Here is an 18,667-nt window from a genome sequence, read left to right as displayed (position 1 = left end):
GAGAGACAGATACATTTTTTAACCCCGTCTTATTCTTACGCTTTGTATAGTGTTAGAGGTAAATTCATGGGGATTATTATGCGACTTTACGATAAGAAAATTATTTGTATTCTTCCATTAATGGCTGCAATGGCAATTGTGACTGGTTGTCAACCAAAGTCAGCAGCCAAAGAAGAGCAGGCTGCTTCGACTGCAAAAGTTAAAGAAACGAAAGAGGCTGGTGTTCCTGTAATTCAAGCAAAAGTAATCCCAGTAAAATTGTCAAAATCAAAAGTTTGCTTAGAAGATGGTTGTACTGAGTATGATTTTCAAACAGTACAGACCAATCAAAAATGGATTAATGATTACTTCACCAATCGTATAAAGAAAGCAGATCCGAATGCTTTTGCAAATTTAGCCGATCAACCAGTTGAAGTACCTGAAGGTGAACCAAGTTCAAGTCAGAGTGCAATTTATGTTCGCTATTTAGGGCAAAACTATAATCTTGCCACCTTTGCATTACAGACTTATTCGTACTCAGCTGGTGCTGCACACGGCATGTCTCATCAAGAATTTGTAAATTTTGACTTATTAAATAAAAAGCACATTACTGTTGCTGAACTTATTCAGCCAGATGTTGAAAAACAGTTGGTTGATGCTCTTTTTGAAGCAAATACAAATTGGCTTCAAGCACACAATATTAGCCGTGAAAAACTTCAGCTAAGCGATAATTTCTACTATGGTGCTAATGGCATTGTATTTGTCTATCCAATTTATGAGCTGGCTTCATATGCAGAGGGAATGTCTGAATTAACGCTGCCATATTTTGAAGCGGGTAAGTTCATTAAACCTGAGTATTTGCCAAGTGTGCCAAACTATAACTTTTAAAATAAGTGATCTATTCTAAGAATTGTGTGAAAGCTATTCGTTATGAATATGATCACTATATTTTTTAGTGTTAAGGCCTTACACTATAGCCAGTTTTTTACCCATATTATGATTGATTATGATCGACCCTAAGTTACTCAGAAATAATATTGAAGCCGTTAATGCGGCTTTGGCAAAACGCGGTGTTCAATTAGATGTTCAAGAATGGGCTTCTTTAGAAACTCGCCGTAAAGATTTGCAATCAAAAACTGAAAAATTGCAGGCAGAACGTAATGCCGGTGCAAAACAAGTGGGTCAGATTAAAAAATCCGGTGGTGATGCTTCTGAGATCATGGCGCGTATGCAAGCCATTGGCGACGAAATCAAAGCTGCTGAAGTTGCTTTGTCAGAGTTACAAAACGAGATTGAACAAAAAGCGTTGAGTATTCCTAACTTACCAGATGAGTCTGTTCCTGCTGGTAAAGATGAAGATGATAACGTTGAAATCTCAAAATGGGGTACGCCTCGTCAGTTTGATTTTGAAATCAAAGATCATACTGACTTAGGTGAGTGGATGGGTGGTTTAGAGTTTGAAACTGCTACTAAATTGACTGGTTCACGTTTTAGCGTACTGAAAGGTTCTTTAGCGCGTCTACAACGTGCGTTAACACAGTTCATGCTTGATACCCATACTTTAAAGAATGGCTATACAGAAGCTTACGTGCCTTATTTGGTAAATGCTGATTCACTTCGTGGTACAGGTCAGTTGCCAAAATTTGAAGAAGATTTATTCAAACTTCAAGGTGAAAAAGAATATTACCTCATCCCTACAGCAGAAGTTCCAGTTACTAACTTCGTTCGCGATGAGATTATTGATACCGAACGTTTGCCTTTAAAATATGCAGCGCATACGCCATGTTTCCGTAGTGAAGCTGGTTCTTATGGTCGTGATACCCGTGGTTTAATTCGTCAGCATCAATTTGATAAAGTTGAGATGGTGCAAATCGTTAAACCTGAAACATCTATGCAAGCACTTGAAGAGCTTACTGCACATGCTGAGGGCATTTTGCAGGCACTAGGTTTGCCATATCGCAAAATTTTGCTCTGTGGTGGGGATATGGGCTTTGGTGCTACCAAAACTTACGACTTAGAAGTTTGGGTTCCAAGCCAAAATACTTATCGGGAAATCTCTAGTTGCTCTAATATGGGTGATTTCCAGGCACGCCGCATGAAAGCACGCTACAGAATGGATCAAAAGAAGACCGAATTGGTGCATACACTAAATGGTTCAGGTCTGGCAGTTGGACGTACTTTGCTTGCTGTAATGGAAAATTACCAACGTCAAGACGGTTCTATCGAGATTCCAGAAGTATTACGCCCATATATGGGTGGTGCAACGTTTATTGACTAAGCTTTGCATCTAAATTGTGCACGGTTTTTGCTTAACCCAAATCAGATGATTAATGTAGAGGTTTAAGGTGGATATTTTTCCAATCTCTTTAAAGTTGCAACAGCAACATTGTCTGATTGTGGGTGGTGGGCATATTGCATTGCGCAAAGCAAATCTTTTAGCCAAAGCGGGAGCAGTAATCGATATTATTGCTCCTGCAATTGAAGAGCAGCTTTTACATTTAGTCAAAACGACAGGCGGAGAGTATTTTGCCGAGTCCTTTGCTGAAAAAATATTAAATACACCATATCGATTGGTGATTGCTGCAACTAATGATGCGCAAGTGAATAAAGCTGTTTTTGAACAATGTGAAGCGCGTAATTTATTGGTCAATAGTGTTGATGATATTCCACATTGTCGCTTTATGGTTCCAGCTATTATTGATCGTTCTCCGTTAATTATTTCTGTCGCTTCAAATGGTGCATCACCAGTTTTATCAAGACAACTTCGTACTCAAATAGAAACAATTGTTCCGCATGGCATGGGTAAGTTGGCTGAGTTTTCTGGTCAGTGGCGTAAGCAGGTAAAAGAAAAAATTCCCAATCCAGATGAGCGTCGGATTTTTTGGGAAAACCTCTATGCTAGCCCATTGAAAGAACAAGTTTTCAATGACAATTTAGAAGTTGCAAATGGTTTGATTCAGCAAGCCTTAACAGAATGGACTGCACCTAAAGGTGAAGTTTATTTGGTAGGCGCTGGACCGGGTGATCCGGAGTTACTGACACTAAAAGCATTACGTCTTATGCAGCAAGCTGATGTTGTGATTTATGATCGTCTTGTTTCTGCGCCCATTTTAGAGCTTTGCCGTCGTGATGCGACTAAAATTTATGTCGGTAAAGCCCGTTCAAATCACTCCGTTCCCCAAGATGGTATTAATGCTTTACTGGTTGAATATGCTCAAAAAGGAAAGCGTGTTTGTCGTTTAAAGGGTGGTGATCCATTTATCTTTGGACGTGGTGGTGAAGAGATTCAAGAGCTCGTTGAGGCGAATGTCACTTTCCAAGTTGTACCAGGTATAACAGCAGCATCAGGCTGTTCAGCTTATGCGGGCATTCCATTAACACATCGTGATTATGCACAAAGTGTTCGTTTCTTGACTGGGCATTTAAAGGAAGGTTCACCTGAACTTCCTTGGAATGAGCTAGTTTATGAAAATCAAACTTTAGTTTTATATATGGGGCTAGTTGGTTTGGAGCGTATTTGTGAACAACTTATTGCTCATGGCCAACGTGCTGATATGCCGGTAGCTTTAATCTCTAAAGGAACCACACCAGACCAGAAAGTTGTGGTTGGAACATTAGCTGATATCGCAACAAAAGTGTCTGAACATCATATCGTAGCACCGACTTTAACCATTATTGGTGAAGTGGTGAATTTACGTGAACAGTTAAAATGGCAATAAGTTCATTTGAGTTTATTGCTGGTTATTAAAGTCGAGAAAATTTGTGATTCATGTTGTCCTATACGAGCCTGAAATTCCTGCCAATACAGGCAATATCATTCGTTTATGTGCTAATACTGGTGCACAGCTACATTTAGTCAAGCCTTTAGGTTTTGAATTGGATGATAAAAAGCTCAAACGGGCAGGCCTTGATTATCATGAATGGGCACGTATGCAAATTTGGGACAACATAGAACTTTGCCTTGCCGACTTGAAAGCTAAAGGTGTCGAGCATGTTTTTCCACTCACCACTAAAGGTTCTGCAACTCCGCATACAGTTGATTTGAATCGACCTGTGGCTTTACTGATGGGACCAGAAACACGCGGTTTGCCTGAGCATGTTCGCTTGATGTTTCCACAAGAACAGTGGATTCGTTTGCCAATGGCTGAAAACTCAAGAAGTTTAAATTTATCTAATGCAACGGCTGTGATTGTTTATGAAGCATGGCGTCAGCAGGGTTTTAAAAACTTAGGATAAGTTAATAGTTTTTAAATAAAAATAAGGCCACAGTTGTGGCCTTATTTGTTTTTAGATGTCTTATTTGGGGAAAACAACACCACTTGCTAAATCATAATTTGTTGGTGAGTTGGTATAGACCGATCCAAGTCGAACTGCAAAGAACCAGCCTAATGTACCTTGGTCTTGAATCCGATTTTCAAAAATATAAGGCTCATCTGTTTCGGATGCAGCATCTTCAATAAATACTTTATATTCAATAGGTCCTGTATTTTCACTGTCGCGCTCAAATAGATAACCATCAATATTAAAGAAGCCTAGGTTATTGTTCGCGTCGACTAATCTGTAACCTTCAGCTGCCTGTTCTTTAAGAAGTTTTTCAAGTTTAATTGCATCATCCTTGTTGAAAGGAATATGTTGTGGAACTTCAAAATAACGATATGCATAGGTTCCGTTATGGGTACTGCTATTTACGCAAGTAGGTACATAGAAGGTTCCATTCGTTGTGCCATTATTAGTGAATTCTGAGTTTGCGTAAATTAGCTTACAACCTTGTGCACCAAGTTCATTGAAGGCATTTAGAATACTTGTGCGAGAAGTGTTGGTTAAGAAGCGATTAGAATACGAATAGGTTGCAGGTTTCTTATCATTTTTCACAAATAAATATTTATCTGTATCAGATGTAACCTCGCCAAATGAAAGCTTATATATATAGCCTAAGCTACCTTGTTTATTTAACTCATTCACCCATAGTAAATAACGGTTTGCTACTGAATTAGTTTTAACATCAACTGTTTTATAGGTGTATGTGTCAGTGGATTTATTGTTTTTAACATATAAATTTTTATACAGCGCAAAGCTTCCATCCGGATTATCTAATCTTACAGATGGCGTGAGAAGAGCGTAGCCTTGGCGTCCTTGATCATTAAGTTGACTTAATACGTCTGCCCAAGATTCCTTATTATCTCCTAGTCTAAAACTTGCTGTTGCCAATACTTGAGTTGGCTTTTGCATGCTTGCTGGTGGAGTTGTTTTTGTGAAGCAGGTATTTGTGAGATCAAAGTTTGCTTGCTGCAAATAATTATGTATCGCATTTGGTTCATCTGTAGGAACTAGACAGAATTGGTTTGCATTTTTAAACCCTAAAATAGCTGGCTGTTTCTGCGTTAGCTTTCCTGCTACTACAAGCTGCCAATCTACTTTGTTATAGCTTGAGGTTTGTACTGTCTGAGGTGCTCCAATATTTGAAACCAGACTAAAATCTTCAGCTTGGCGGTAACTTGCAACAATGTTACCTGTACAGTTCGATTCATTCTCATAACGTACTGTTTCACTGGCAAATCGCACGCTGTTATCAGAAACCTTAATGACATTCATTTTTAGAGCAGAACCGTTAATACAACCTCCTTTGCCTGCTAACCAACTTCCAACAAAGCGATCCGCTACACTTGTTGGTGTTGGTGTTGGTGTTGGTGTTGGTGTTGGTGTTGGTGTTGGTGTTGGTGTTGGTGTTGGTGTTGGTGTTGGTGTTGGTGTTGGTGTTGGTGTCGGTGTTGGTGTCGGTGTCGGTGTCGGTGTCGGTGTCGGTTCCGAATCGTTATCATCAGATCCGCAACCACTTAAAGCTATAAAAATCAAAGCAATGCTGCTTCCTTTTAGTATGTTATTCATCACATGAACCCTTTTTTTATTAAAAATGTGAAAATTTAACATTTTTAAAATAGATCAATTATAATGCAGTTGTAAAGATCAAATTTGAAAAAAGGTTCAACATGGCAGCTTATAATCAAATTGAAATATTCGAACAAAGCCAAAAATGGTTTGACCAGTTGCCATTAGAGTGGAAAAACTGGCTTGAAGAAAACTTAGAAAAAGGGTGTGGAGTTGAACAATTAGTCGATGTATTAAAAGCAAATGGATTTGAACCAAAGTTTGAAATGAATGATTTGAAATTTCAGACTTTATTGGATCATGATCAAGAGTGGATAATTGAACAAGTTTTAAATGAGGTAACGTCTTCGGAAATTATAAAAATATTAATAGAGCAGGGGCATGATGGTTTAAAAGTAAAAGAATATTTAAATAATTTAGAAAATAATAAGTTATATAAAATTTTGAAGAAAAAGCATCATCAACTTAAAAAACGTGAATGGTTAATAGAAACTGTAGATCAATTAGCACAGCTAAACTCTGACTATAGTAAAGAAATTCCTTCAATTACTGCTCCACGGTTCTCTGGTTTTATAAAGGATTACTATAGTCAACATCGCCCTGTGATTTTAAAAAAAGGAATAGAACATTGGCCAGCTTTGCACAAATGGTCTCCGCAATATTTTGCTTCTAAATTTGGCCATCATTTAGTTGAGGTTCAGATGAATAGAAATTTAGATGAACAGTTTGAAAGACATTCTCCATCATTAAAACAAAAAATGAAGATGGCAGAGTTTGTATCAAAAGTTATGTCAGTTGATGCTAGTAACGATTTTTATATGACTGCAAATAATGCATCAAATAGTCATCAGATGCTTCAAGAATTATTTTCAGATATAGATGATTTTGCAGATGGTTACTGTGATTTGGCTTTAAAGGATGACCGTAGTTTTTTATGGTTTGGACCTAAAGGAACATTTACACCTTTACATCATGATTTAACGAATAATATGTTAGTTCAAATTTATGGGAGCAAAAAAGTAACTTTAATTCCTGCATTGCAAGTTCCTCATCTATATAACGATCATTGGGTATTTAGTGAGTTGAGTGATACAAATAAAATTGATTTTGAAAAATATCCTTTAGCAAAATCAATTACTCCTGTTGAATGTATTTTGAATGCAGGGGAAGCTCTATTCATCCCGATTGGTTGGTGGCATAGCGTAGAAAGTTTGGATGTCTCAATTAGTATTTCTTTTACCCATTTTAATGCACCAAATCATTATGTAGATCGGTTTCCCAAAGAGGTCTAAGAATGAAAATTGCATCTTAAACCGTTCAGTGTGACAATTGCTCGGCCCATACTGTTTTTCAAATATGAAGGAAAATTGTTACTCTATGACCACACTCCAAACGAACAATGCAGAACTTAATCAAAAGCAGGTATTAATGTTAATGGAATACCTGACGCAATGGTTAATTCGTTCAGGAGTGGGATATAACGACTTTGTAACTGCTTTAAAACCTGTTTTCTATCAACAGGCTTTAAGTGAGCTAGAGCGTATAGAGCAAAAGCCAACTGATTCAGCAGTCAGTTTACTTTCAGGGTTACATCGCAAAGACGTAAATGCATTTAAAAAGGCAATGCAGGCTGGACAGCCTTTAACAGAGGCCAAAGTAGCAGAGCCAGTAAGTGTTCCTGCTCGGGTGATTGGTTTGTGGCTTGCAGAGGGATTGGCAGAAAAAATTCCATTTGTAAGTAATGATCAGGTTAGTTTTGAAAATTTAGTAAAGAAATTCTCAACTGAAAAGCATCCAAGATCTATTTTGAATGAACTCGAACGCCTAAATATTGTGAAAGAAGAAGATGGCCTTGTGATGTTGCAGCAGCGTAGTTTTATGCCTGATGTTGAGCAATTCGAGGTTCGAAAATTATTAACAAATAACTTAGAAGCACATTTAGCTGCAGGAGTTCATAATTTATTTCAGCCCGAAAAAGAACCCTATTTAGAACAAGCAATTTTTGCTGATGAACTAACAGATGAATCGATCACTATACTTAAAGAAGCAAGTTTACGTTTATGGGAAGATTTATCACTACAAGTACTTAAATTAGCTATTGAACGTTGTGCACTCGATGAAGGAAAAGAGGGTGCAACAAAAACTTTCCGTTTCGGAGCTTATCAATATGACGAAAACAACTTATAAAAAATTAATAATATCCATGAGCTTCATTTTGACAGGTGGTCTTTTAACCGCTTGTGGAGAGGATTTATTCGCAGGTGGTGCAAGTTTAGGGGGATCAGGATATCCGACTAAACCTGGTAAACCGGGTGATTTTGAAACACCGGCCGATGGAGAGAAAGGCGACTCAAAAGATAATGAAATTTGGTTGCCTGCACCCGTTGAAGATGGCTGTAATGGCTTACATCGCAAACTACAGTTTCTCAATAATGTAACGCGGGAACCCATAGAAAAAGAAACTGTTTTTAAATATGCACAGCAGTTAACTCTAAACGGTACTCTGGCTTTGCAGATTACTCAAACTAATAAGGGATTAGAGAAAATACAAGAAAAACAACCTGCATGTTATGTACCTTTAGAACTCTATTTACTTGGAAACATGAAGCGCTCTTATCCAGAAAATGAGTGTAAAGAGACTCAAACTTACGAATATCTGCCAGGTGAAACCAAAACTTTTATTGTCAATTATCCAGCATTTGACGTCATGAATGGTACTTGGAAATATGGTCTAGAAAGCAACTATTTGAAGAATGATCAAGAGTTAAAGCAATGTGAACCTTTAACTATCCAATTTAAAATAAGTGCACCACCTGAGCCGATTAAAATTAATTAAGTTGAGCCACTCATGAGCGATAAAATTTTAAAGGAAGTATGAGTTAAGCTTGCTCTAGCACTTTTTCATCATAAGTCATTTGGGCTGCTAAAACCTGTTCAATATTGGTTTCGGCCCATTCCTTTAATTGGAACGCCATTGAAGCGACATTTTGTCCCAGTGAAGTTAGTGAGTAATCAACACGAATAGGAGACGTATTCTGAATTTTACGCTCAATAAAACCATCTCTTTCCAGCATTTTTAACTTCTGTGATAAGACTTTAGGCGAAATACCTTGAATATTCTTTTTGAGCAAGTTGAAGTGCTGAGTTTCCTCTTCAAGCACATTTAAAATTAATAAAACCCACTTATCTGCAATTTTTTCAAAAAATAAACGAGCAGGGCAATGTTGTTGAAAAACATTATATTTTAGACATTCATTCATACTATTTACCTACTAATTTCTTAAAAAATTACCATAGTTACCAGTTAGTAACTAATTGACACCTAGTTTCTAAAATATATCATAAAGTGGAATTTAATAAAACAAAGGTTTGCTCCCATGTCTAACTCTAATATCGCGGTTGTATATTTCTCTGGTTATGGCCATACCAAAGTAGTGGCTGAAACGTTTGCAAACGAAATTAATGCTCAGCTCATCCAAATTGATCAAGAAGGTAATATTACTGAGCAAGATTGGCAGACATTAAATGATGCGAAGGGGATTGTTTTTGGTGCTCCGACTTATATGGGTACAGCACCATGGCAGTTTAAAAAGTTTGCTGATGCAACTTCAAAAGTTTGGTTTACACGTGGTTGGCAAGATAAAGTATTTGCAGGCTTTACAAACAGCGCGAGCTTAAATGGGGATAAGCAGGTTACGCTTATTCAATTACAGACTTTAGCATCGCAACATGGTGGAATTTGGGTGAGCCTTGGTTTATTACCAGCGAATACAAAAGATGCAACACGTGAAGATGTAAATAACTTAGGTGGTTCAGTTGGACTTTTAGTTCAATCACCTTCTGATGCAAGTGTAGAGGAAGTCCCTGCTGGAGACCTTGAAACAGCGAAACTCTATGCTCAACGTGTACAAAATATTGTGAACAAAATTTTTGGTTAATTTGACCATAAAAAAGGCGCTTTAAGCGCCTTTTTTATGAGGGATGGTTATTCATGTTCATTATGTTGAGGTGCTTGATATTTAAAACCTTTAGTTTTATAACCTAGGTATAAAATACCGAACATTGCCCACCATAATCCATATTTCAAGGCTGTCTCTTCAATCTCAAGCCATAGAGCGAAAATACTGAAGAAGCCAAGAAGTGGAATAATTACAAAGTTAAAAATATCTTTGAAATTCTTTGTGCGGCCATCACGTAAAGCATAGCGTGAAATCACTGATAAATTAACAAATGTGAATGCAGTTAACGCACCAAAGCTAATCATTGAAATGACAATATCTAAGCTCATGAAACCTGCTGCTAGTGCTACAACACCAACAATAAGAATATTGTATGAAGGCGTATAGTTCTTTGGACTAACATGACCAAAGATTTTTTTATTGATTACACCATCACGTCCCATTGCATACATTAAGCGCGATACACCTGCATGAGCTGAAATACCAGATGCCATGACAGTAATAATTGCAAAAGCAAGAACGTATGATTGAAATAATGAACCACCTACAAGTAATAAAATGTCTGGCTGTGTTGCTGCAACATCTTCAAAGTAGTTTTTAGGATCATGTGGGAAGTAAATTTGCATGAAGTAAGTACTGATGACAAAGATTACACCAGCGATAAGTGCTGTTAAGAAAATCGCTTTAGGTAATGTTTTCTCAGTGTCTTTTGTTTCTTCTGCTAAAGAACTTAAAGAGTCGAATCCAGTAAACGAGAAGCAAAGTAATGTTGCACCAGTGACTAATGCCCCTACGGATGTCAACTCATTCCAGAAAGGCTCTAAGCTCCATAACTGATAACGGGTTGCTTCTGTAATTGGACCTTCTGCATTATAGCCCATTTGTAATTTGCTATAGACTAGATAAGTAAATATGCCGATCACGAGTAATTGTACAAATACAATCAGGCTATTAAAATTAGCAACAAAGCGTGCGCCACGTAAGTTAATACCAGTCATGAAAGCGGTTAATACAATTACCCATACCCAATGATTGACTGTAGGAAATAATGCATCAAGATAAATACCAGCCAAAATAATATTGACCATTGGTGAAAGCAAATAATCTAACCAAGATGACCAACCCACCATAAAACCAACATTAGGGTGAATTGATTTTTGTGCATAGGTATAAGCTGAACCTGAAGATGGATAGCGCTTAATCATATGTCCATAACTAATCGATGTTAGCAAAATGGCAATTAATGCAAAAATGTACGAAGTTGGAACATGGTAATGACTTTCTTCGGAAACTAGACCGAATGTGTCAAATAATGTCATTGGCTGAATATAGGCTAAACCAATAATAATAATATGCCAAAGACCTAGCGTTTTTCGTAGCTTAACTACAGACGGAGTCCCAGAGATAGTTGTCAACGGCGTTATCCTCATAATCGTTGATCAAGGATCAGCTTGGTGTTAAGGATCGTTTGAGACGAACGATCCCCCCTACAGAAAAAGATAAAGTGCGCCAATCTATCCTAAATTGATGCAAATTGTCAGTACTTTCATCGATTTTTTAGCAAATTTTTTGCCATATTTACAAATAAAATGATGAATATAGATTCACATCTATAAAAAAGGTCCTGATTTTATATAAAAATCAGGACCTTATGGGGGATTTTTGATTTAACTTATCTTATTACCATGCCTTTTGTAAAATATCGCGGATATCTTTTAGGCTTGCTTCTTTAGGATTGTAAATAATTGAGCCGTCATTTAGTGCTTTTTCTGCAACTTCATCGAGCTGTGCTTCAGTTACTTTGCCAGTTTCACGTAAAGTACGTGGTAACTTGGTTAAGGTAAATAAACGATCACGCATCGCTAAAATTGTTGCAATCGCTCTGTCTGCACGTTGAGTTGCTGGAGTTTGTGCATAGATATCAGCACCAGCTAATGGCAATAGTAATTCACCAATTTTCTGGCCATTTACCTGCTTATTATATTCAAGGACATATGGTAAGAATAAATTCATACATAAACCGTGAGGCAGGTGAGCAACAGCACCTAAAGCATGACCTAAAGAATGTACAAGGCCTACCATTGAGTTAGAGAATGCAATACCTGCCATTGTAGAGGCTTGTGCTAGTTCTAAACGACCTTGTGAGTCATTTGGGTTTTCTAGGACATTAAATAGGTTTTCACTAATCTTTTTAATTCCAGCACTTGCATAAGCATCGCTAAGTGGATTGGCAGCCATACATGTATAGGCTTCAACACAATGTGTTAAGGCATCCATACCTGTCATTGCAGTTAAATGAGGTGGCAATGTAAGTGTCATGCGCGGATCTAAAATCGCTGCATGTGGCATTAAGTAATAAGAGGCAAATGCCAATTTAACATTCTTTTGCGTATCTGAAACCACGGCAACCATAGTCACTTCAGATCCCGTACCTGATGTAGTCGGAATTACGAAAAATGGTTTTAATGGTTTTGGTAGGTTGTGTGCACCAGAATATTGAAGTAAGTCATCTCCACCTTCAGACACTAAAATGTTAGTTGCTTTAGAAGTATCGATAACTGAACCACCGCCTACAGCAATAATCGCATCGCATTTATTCTTGCGATAAGCTTCTGCGGCAAGACGAACGACTTCTAAACTTGAGTCTGGTGGAACATCATCAAACACATGACCAATGACAGCATCAGTCGTACTGAACGCAGCTTCAATCGGGTTGAGTAGGCCATTTGCGCGCACACCTTTATCTGTAATGATGAGCGGACGTTTTGCACCTAAAGTCGCAAGTTCAAACGGAATATGTTCTAACGCAGCATTACCGGCAATGACTTTTACAGGACAAAAGAATTCGTAATATGGTTTAGCCATGTTATGCGCTCCGCTTGAAATAGGACTTAGCTACTTTTAAGTAAATATTTGCAGCTTCGTTGAATTTTTCTTTTAGGGTGAGTTCGGTTGGGTATTCTTTGACTGCAAGAGACGCAACCAATTTAGGTAAAATGAGAGATTCCATTTTATTTAGACAGCGTACTAAGCGAATGGCAGCAGATACATCGCCATCAGCAATCATTCGGTCATTAGCAAATGCTTGGGCAGTACTTTCTTGAAAAGAAAATACTAAAAAGGCATGAGTTACATGTTTGAATGTAATAGTTAAGTCTGGCTTTCTTTCAGCTCTTTTGAGTAGCTCTAACTGTTTGTCTTCTGTGACTCGAGCAAAAAATGCTGGTCCATTTGGGAAAACATTCATTGAAAGTACAAAGTGAACAGGAAATTTAGATACTTCCTCTTGTATTTCAGTGTCCACTTGACTTGCCATGACTAAGCCACGACCAACAACATCCATCATGAGCTTAACGTAGGCAAGTTGCAGAGTAGGCTTTACAGCTTTTGTCGAAATCACTCGCGTATCCCTTGTTAAAATTATGCAAAAGCAAATTTAGAGTAATTACTCTAATCCATTTTTATTTCATCGCAAAGCGATTTATTCAGTTTTGACTTCTGGGTCATTAAAGTATCCAGTGTTCTTAATATACTCAATAAAGTCTTGGCAAAGTTGAGTGAATGATGGATAAGGAGTCACCAAATCTTGTATACGCACCATTTCTAAACCAGCGTAGCCACAAGGATTGATCGTCTGGAACCCATCTAGGGCACAGTCCAGATTTAGCGCTAACCCATGGTAGCTACGACCACGACGAATTTTAAAACCTAAGGAACCAATCTTACGGCCATCGACATATACTCCTGGAGCATCAGGCTTAGCATACGCTTCAATTCCGTATTTTTTTAAAACATCTATCATGAATTGTTCAGCAAAACTGACCAATGTTCGTACGTTCCATTTTAGACGATTAAGATCAAACATGAAGTAAGCAACAAGTTGACCAGGTCCATGCCAAGTCACTTGTCCACCACGGTCAGTTTGCACTACAGGAATATCTGATGAAATTAGGATGTGTTCAGGTTTACCAGCTTGACCTTGAGTTAAAACATTATGATGTTGAAGTAACCATAACTCATCAGGCGTATCTTGATCTCGCTCATTTGTTAAGAGTTTCATGGTTTCAAACTTGCTTTGATAATCTTGTAAATCGTTCCATTGCCGAATGATTAAGTTAGGTTTATCAAGGCTCATCACAATCTCTTCCTATAATTAGTTTATGCGGCGCCCAGTTAATATCTACTAGATAAAAGCCGAAAATCTTGTAATTTTAAAGGATTTTATAAAAGGAATTCTAAATATTTGTAAGGTTTTTCGTGGTAGGAAGTTTTTAAAATTTCCAAAAAAAATACCACAGTAAGAATGCCTGACTGTGGTATTGATTGAAGAACTTAAAATTAAAGCGCAGTTCTAATCTGCGGACAAGCAGCCAAGTCAGCATAAAGTGCATGAACTTGTTCCAATTCTTCAAAGCGCAATTGTGCTGTTAAAGAATGATACTTGCCGGTGCGAGATTCTTGAACTTTTAATGTTGAGTGGTCGAAGTCTGGAAAATGTTTTACCAAAATATCGACTACAGCAACACGTAATTCTTCACCCGCATCGCCAATAAGTTTAATTGGATAATCCATCGGAAATACCCAAAGATGTTCTTGTAGTTCGCGAGATGGAGTGCGGTCTAACATAAGTTACCTCATGATTTGAAACGCCTGCATTATCGCAGGCGTTTATAGCTCTTTCTATTAAATGGGGCTTGGTTTTGAAATTTCAAGCTTTCAAAACTTAGTCATTTTCCAAGAAAGAACGTAAATGTTCAGAACGAGAAGGGTGGCGTAATTTACGCAATGCTTTCGCTTCAATCTGACGGATACGTTCACGCGTTACATCAAATTGTTTGCCAACTTCTTCAAGTGTGTGATCGGTTGGCATATCAATACCAAAACGCATCTTCAATACTTTTGCTTCACGTTCAGTTAAGTTTTCCAATACTTCACGAGTTGCTTCTTTTAAACCTTCTGAAGTCGCAGCATCAATTGGAGAAGTGATGTTTTGATCTTCAATGAAATCCCCAAGATGTGAATCTTCATCATCACCAATAGGTGTTTCCATCGAAATCGGTTCTTTAGCAATTTTAAGTACTTTACGAACCTTAACTTCATCCATTTCTAAACGTTCACCTAATTCTTCAGGTGTTGGTTCACGGCCCATTTCTTGTAACAATTGACGAGATACACGGTTGATCTTGTTAATTGTTTCAATCATGTGTACTGGAATACGAATTGTACGAGCCTGATCGGCAATCGAACGAGTAATCGCCTGACGAATCCACCAAGTTGCATAAGTCGAGAATTTATAACCACGACGGTATTCAAACTTGTCTACAGCTTTCATCAAACCAATGTTCCCTTCTTGAATCAAGTCAAGGAACTGTAAACCACGGTTGGTATATTTCTTCGCAATTGAAATTACCAAACGGAGGTTGGCTTCTACCATTTCTTTCTTAGCGCGACGTGCTTTCGCTTCGCCAATCGCCATACGTTTAGAGATATCTTTAATTTCAGCAACGCTTAAACTAAGCTCTTTCTCAATATCTGCAATCTTTTGTTGGAATGCTAAAACATCTGGACGAACTTTTTCTAAATGTGCCTTGATTTCAGCAGGTGCTTTAGCAATTTGTTCATCTAACCAAGCTGGATTAGATTCCTGTTTAGGGAAAGATGTACGGAATTGAGTACGATCCATACGGCCACGACGTACTGCATAACGCATGATTTCACGTTCATTGGCACGAATTTGCTCATGTGTACCACGAATCATTTCAGAGATGATGTCAAATAAACGTGGTGTAAATTTAAACATCATGAACACAGTAGCTAAAGCTTCTAAAGCTTCTTCAGCCTCTGGACTGTTACGACCATGTTTTTCAACAACAGCTTTTGTTTTAGCCCAAGCAGCTTCTAGTTCAGTAAAACGAACTTTTGCAACCTCAGGGTCTGGACCTGAATCGCCTTCAGAGTCATCATCACCTTCAGACTCTTCTTCTTCATCGTCATCATCAAGCTTAACTTCTTTCGTTGATTTTGAAGATGATTCGTCTTCTTCTTCAAGTTCTTCAACTTCTTCTAAAACTTCTGGAATATCTTCATCGGTTTCAGGATCGAGGTAGCCTGATAAAATATCTGCAAGACGGCGTTCGCCAGTTAAAAAATCATTATATTCTTTTAATACAACTTCAACAGCATTTGGCCAGTAAGCAATTGAATTAAGGACATCACGGATACCTTCTTCAATACGTTTGGCAATGCTGATTTCACCTTCACGGGTTAATAGTTCAACTGTACCCATTTCACGCATGTACATACGTACAGGGTCTGTCGTACGTCCAGGCTCATTTTCAACCGATGCAAGTACGGCAGCAGCTTCTTCTTCAGCAACCTCATCAGTTGCGTCAGCCGACTCACCGAACATGGTATCGTCAGATTCAGGTGCACGCTCGTGTACAGGAATACCAACGTCTTGAAGCATTTGAATAATGTCTTCAATCTGTTCGCTTTCAGTAATCGAGTCCGGCAGATGATCGTTAACCTCAGCGTAAGTTAAGTAACCTTGTTCTTTGCCTCGGCTAATCAGAGCCGCTACTTGAGAAGTAGGGGAATGCATATCGCTCATCTTTGCTTACTCTTTGTTGAATCTGTGGCAGTGAAAAACCGTGCATGATAGCACAATTTGCTTGAAATGTTTTGGCTTTGATCAGTAACCGTTAAATAAAAAATATCTTTGAATTCACGTCTGTTTTTTGAATATTGGGATAAAATCATTTTTTTCAAGCTTAAATCATCGAAAAAATCATAGAATTTTTTTTTGATCAAAAAAATAGTTCAGCTTTATAAATACACAATTTTTTGGGCGAAAAAAAGTACAAATATGCAGTTTAATGAAAAAAATATAAATAAAACTTGACACGATTTAATAACCAAGATAAATAGCGGCTAGACCCATTCACATTTTTTCATTAGAGGTAGTTTTAGTGTCTTCTACAGATTTTGAATTAGATGATAACTACGGTGATGATGATGATGTCGGTTTTGATGAGTCATCAGGCAAAATCACTGCGAAAGAATCATTAGAAAAACGTAGATTAATTGATGATCTATTGGCTCAACGCCGTTTAGAGCGTGAGTTAAAAGATTTTGATTACGATTTAGACGATGATGATCTTGATGATGAAGACTAATCAAATCTGAATAGGGCATCGTCAGCTTAGATGCTATGCTATCGTAGATTTCTTTTTTATAGTCAGGTAACACAATGAGTGCGTTAGATTTAGACCAATTAAGTGAATATCTAGATGGAGACCACAATGAGTATGGTCTGGATTTCGCTGCAACTCATGGTTTTCTGTGTGCAATTGCAGTAGGCCCTCAGTTCGATCGTTGGTTAGATGAATTGTTTGATAATAACCATAAAAAAGTTCCTGCCGAAATTATTCAGCAGATCAAAGCGTGGTTAGAGTCAATTCGACAAGACTTAGCAAATGAAAATGGAATTGAATTTCCGTTTGAAATTGAGGAAGCGGATGTTGAGTCTAGCTTAGGCGACTGGAGTGTTGGATTTGTTGATGCGATGTTCTTAAATGAAGATGCATGGTTTGCACCTGAATATGAAGAACAATTAATTGATTTAACTTTACCAATGATGGTATTTAGTGGAATTGATGAAGAAGATCCACAGATGGAATCTTTCCGTCGTAATGGACAGTTAATGGATGAACTGGCAGAAGAAATCCCAGATAATTTGAATGAATTATACTTGATGTATCATACGCCAAATTAATTTATTAGAAGAAATAATAAATAACGTCCTTTCTAGGGCGTTTTTTATTGTAAAAAAATTAGTGGAATAAATAAAAAAGGGCAGTTAGAAATCTAAATGCCCTTTAAAAACTATATTATAGTTTTATAGGCGTTTACGCTTTGCAGCAGCAATTTGTGATTGGCGCATACGGAAACCAGCTTTTTGCTTTTCTGTGGTCTTGTCGATGCAATAAACGCAAGAAACACCGTGTTCATAACTTGGTAGAGCAGACTCTTCAGGAGTTAAAGGCCAACCACAAGCATGACATTTAATATTCACGCCTTCCTCTACCCCATGAGTTACAGCAGTGCGTCCGTCAAATACGAAACATTCACCTTCCCATAAGCTTTCATCAGCAGGGGTTTCTTCTAGGTACTTAAGGATACCGCCTTTAAGATGGTAAACCTCTTTAAATCCTTCTTGAAGAAGTAAAGAAGTTGATTTTTCACAGCGAATACCACCAGTACAGAACATCGCAATTTTTTTGTCTTTATGTTGCTCTAATTCTTTCTTGACGTATTTTGGAAACTCACGGAATGTTTCAGTTTTAGGGTCAATTGCGCCCTTAAATGTACCCGCTTTATATTCGTAATCGTTACGTGTGTCGATTAAAATTACATCATCACGTGCGATTAAATCATTCCACTCTTTAGGATCAAGGTAGTGACCGACTAAGTCACGAGGTTTAACCTCAACACCTAAAGTCACAATTTCTTCTTTAAGTTTAATTTTCATTTTGCGGAAAGGTTTGTCAGAACTATGGGATTCTTTGTATTCCATAGCGCCAAAGCCTTCATTGAGCAAAAACTGATGTAGTGTATCAATTGCTACGCGATCACCAGCAACAGTACCATTAATTCCTTCACCTGCTACAATCAGAGTTCCACAGAGGTTAATTGTTTTCACTAAGTCTAATAAACGTTGTTGAAGATCGGCAGGATCTTGAACTTCTTTAAATTGATATAGTGCTGCAACAACCCAACCTGCGGTCGCTTGCTGTTCTACAGGTGCAAGCTGTTCTACAGTAGCGTTCATGGAAAACTCCAAA

Annotated in this window: 19 protein-coding genes; 10 read left to right on the top strand and 9 right to left on the bottom strand. The window is 37.8% G+C overall.

The genetic code is table 11. The features are described from left to right. The first annotated feature begins 66 nt into the window (after positions 1 to 66). The 4 genes from MKL51_RS14230 to MKL51_RS14215 all read left to right on the top strand — a co-directional run bounded on the left by MKL51_RS14230 (position 67) and on the right by MKL51_RS14215 (position 4,215). Complete coding sequence (locus tag MKL51_RS14230; RefSeq protein WP_032006540.1) at positions 67 to 867, top strand: RsiV family protein; 801 nt, start codon at positions 67 to 69, stop codon at positions 865 to 867. A 118-nt stretch (positions 868 to 985) separates the two neighbouring features. Then, positions 986 to 2,257 (top strand): serine--tRNA ligase, encoded by a 1,272-nt coding sequence (serS, locus tag MKL51_RS14225; protein ID WP_032006541.1) that lies wholly within the window; start codon positions 986 to 988, stop codon positions 2,255 to 2,257. Between the two features lie 67 nt (positions 2,258 to 2,324). Then, the gene (gene cysG, locus MKL51_RS14220) at positions 2,325 to 3,698 is read left to right on the top strand and encodes a siroheme synthase CysG (protein WP_032042404.1); all 1,374 of its coding nucleotides are present in this window, start codon (positions 2,325 to 2,327) and stop codon (positions 3,696 to 3,698) included. A 43-nt stretch (positions 3,699 to 3,741) separates the two neighbouring features. Next, positions 3,742 to 4,215 (top strand): tRNA (cytidine(34)-2'-O)-methyltransferase, encoded by a 474-nt coding sequence (locus tag MKL51_RS14215; RefSeq protein WP_002116042.1) that lies wholly within the window; start codon positions 3,742 to 3,744, stop codon positions 4,213 to 4,215. Between the two features lie 60 nt (positions 4,216 to 4,275). Here the strand turns inward: MKL51_RS14215 and MKL51_RS14210 are convergent, their stop codons facing one another. Continuing rightward, the gene (locus MKL51_RS14210) at positions 4,276 to 5,865 is read right to left on the bottom strand and encodes a PT dipeptide repeat lipoprotein (RefSeq protein WP_032006543.1); all 1,590 of its coding nucleotides are present in this window, start codon (positions 5,863 to 5,865) and stop codon (positions 4,276 to 4,278) included. Between the two features lie 101 nt (positions 5,866 to 5,966). Here MKL51_RS14210 and MKL51_RS14205 point away from each other — a divergent pair, with 101 nt between their 5' ends. From MKL51_RS14205 to MKL51_RS14195, 3 genes are all read left to right on the top strand, one after another. Beyond that, positions 5,967 to 7,157, top strand: coding sequence for a cupin-like domain-containing protein (locus MKL51_RS14205; RefSeq protein WP_017400191.1), 1,191 nt, complete (start codon positions 5,967 to 5,969; stop codon positions 7,155 to 7,157). 85 nt (positions 7,158 to 7,242) lie between these two features. Next, entirely contained in the window at positions 7,243 to 8,052 is an 810-nt protein-coding gene (locus tag MKL51_RS14200; protein ID WP_017400190.1) for a DUF6502 family protein, read from the top strand. A 16-nt stretch (positions 8,053 to 8,068) separates the two neighbouring features. Continuing rightward, positions 8,069 to 8,701, top strand: a complete 633-nt coding sequence (locus MKL51_RS14195) for a hypothetical protein (RefSeq protein WP_078224265.1) — start codon at positions 8,069 to 8,071, stop codon at positions 8,699 to 8,701. Positions 8,702 to 8,744: 43 nt separating this feature from the next. Here the strand turns inward: MKL51_RS14195 and MKL51_RS14190 are convergent, their stop codons facing one another. Next, positions 8,745 to 9,125, bottom strand: coding sequence for a winged helix-turn-helix transcriptional regulator (locus tag MKL51_RS14190; protein WP_002116344.1), 381 nt, complete (start codon positions 9,123 to 9,125; stop codon positions 8,745 to 8,747). A gap of 117 nt (positions 9,126 to 9,242) precedes the next feature. Here MKL51_RS14190 and MKL51_RS14185 point away from each other — a divergent pair, with 117 nt between their 5' ends. Continuing rightward, positions 9,243 to 9,803, top strand: a complete 561-nt coding sequence (locus MKL51_RS14185) for a flavodoxin family protein (protein WP_005064539.1) — start codon at positions 9,243 to 9,245, stop codon at positions 9,801 to 9,803. Positions 9,804 to 9,850: 47 nt separating this feature from the next. Here MKL51_RS14185 and MKL51_RS14180 read toward each other — a convergent pair whose 3' ends face one another. The 6 genes from MKL51_RS14180 to rpoD all read right to left on the bottom strand — a co-directional run bounded on the left by MKL51_RS14180 (position 9,851) and on the right by rpoD (position 16,434). Further along, positions 9,851 to 11,254, bottom strand: a complete 1,404-nt coding sequence (locus MKL51_RS14180; RefSeq protein WP_005064540.1) for an APC family permease — start codon at positions 11,252 to 11,254, stop codon at positions 9,851 to 9,853. A gap of 250 nt (positions 11,255 to 11,504) precedes the next feature. Further along, positions 11,505 to 12,689, bottom strand: coding sequence for an iron-containing alcohol dehydrogenase (locus MKL51_RS14175; protein ID WP_002116403.1), 1,185 nt, complete (start codon positions 12,687 to 12,689; stop codon positions 11,505 to 11,507). A 1-nt stretch (position 12,690) separates the two neighbouring features. After that, positions 12,691 to 13,224, bottom strand: coding sequence for a hypothetical protein (locus tag MKL51_RS14170; RefSeq protein WP_005072911.1), 534 nt, complete (start codon positions 13,222 to 13,224; stop codon positions 12,691 to 12,693). An 81-nt stretch (positions 13,225 to 13,305) separates the two neighbouring features. Further along, positions 13,306 to 13,959, bottom strand: a complete 654-nt coding sequence (lipB, locus tag MKL51_RS14165) for a lipoyl(octanoyl) transferase LipB (RefSeq protein ID WP_005064548.1) — start codon at positions 13,957 to 13,959, stop codon at positions 13,306 to 13,308. A 203-nt stretch (positions 13,960 to 14,162) separates the two neighbouring features. Beyond that, entirely contained in the window at positions 14,163 to 14,450 is a 288-nt protein-coding gene (locus MKL51_RS14160) for a YbeD family protein (protein ID WP_002116017.1), read from the bottom strand. A gap of 97 nt (positions 14,451 to 14,547) precedes the next feature. Continuing rightward, a complete protein-coding gene (gene rpoD, locus MKL51_RS14155) occupies positions 14,548 to 16,434 on the bottom strand; it encodes an RNA polymerase sigma factor RpoD (protein ID WP_002116414.1) in 1,887 nt (628 codons plus the stop codon). Positions 16,435 to 16,792: 358 nt separating this feature from the next. Between rpoD and MKL51_RS14150 the strand changes: the two genes are divergently transcribed. Continuing rightward, positions 16,793 to 16,999, top strand: coding sequence for a PA3496 family putative envelope integrity protein (locus MKL51_RS14150; RefSeq protein ID WP_002116495.1), 207 nt, complete (start codon positions 16,793 to 16,795; stop codon positions 16,997 to 16,999). 74 nt (positions 17,000 to 17,073) lie between these two features. Then, positions 17,074 to 17,598, top strand: a complete 525-nt coding sequence (locus MKL51_RS14145; RefSeq protein WP_002116105.1) for a YecA/YgfB family protein — start codon at positions 17,074 to 17,076, stop codon at positions 17,596 to 17,598. A gap of 123 nt (positions 17,599 to 17,721) precedes the next feature. Here the strand turns inward: MKL51_RS14145 and trhO are convergent, their stop codons facing one another. Next, positions 17,722 to 18,654 (bottom strand): oxygen-dependent tRNA uridine(34) hydroxylase TrhO, encoded by a 933-nt coding sequence (gene trhO, locus MKL51_RS14140; protein ID WP_216967839.1) that lies wholly within the window; start codon positions 18,652 to 18,654, stop codon positions 17,722 to 17,724. Between the last annotated feature and the right edge of the window lie 13 nt (positions 18,655 to 18,667).

The sequence above is a fragment of the Acinetobacter sp. AOR18_HL genome, from assembly GCF_027855145.1.
Lineage (GTDB): Bacteria > Pseudomonadota > Gammaproteobacteria > Pseudomonadales > Moraxellaceae > Acinetobacter > Acinetobacter pittii.
Note: the sequence above shows the minus strand (reverse complement) of the source record. Positions and strands in the feature narration are given on the sequence as shown.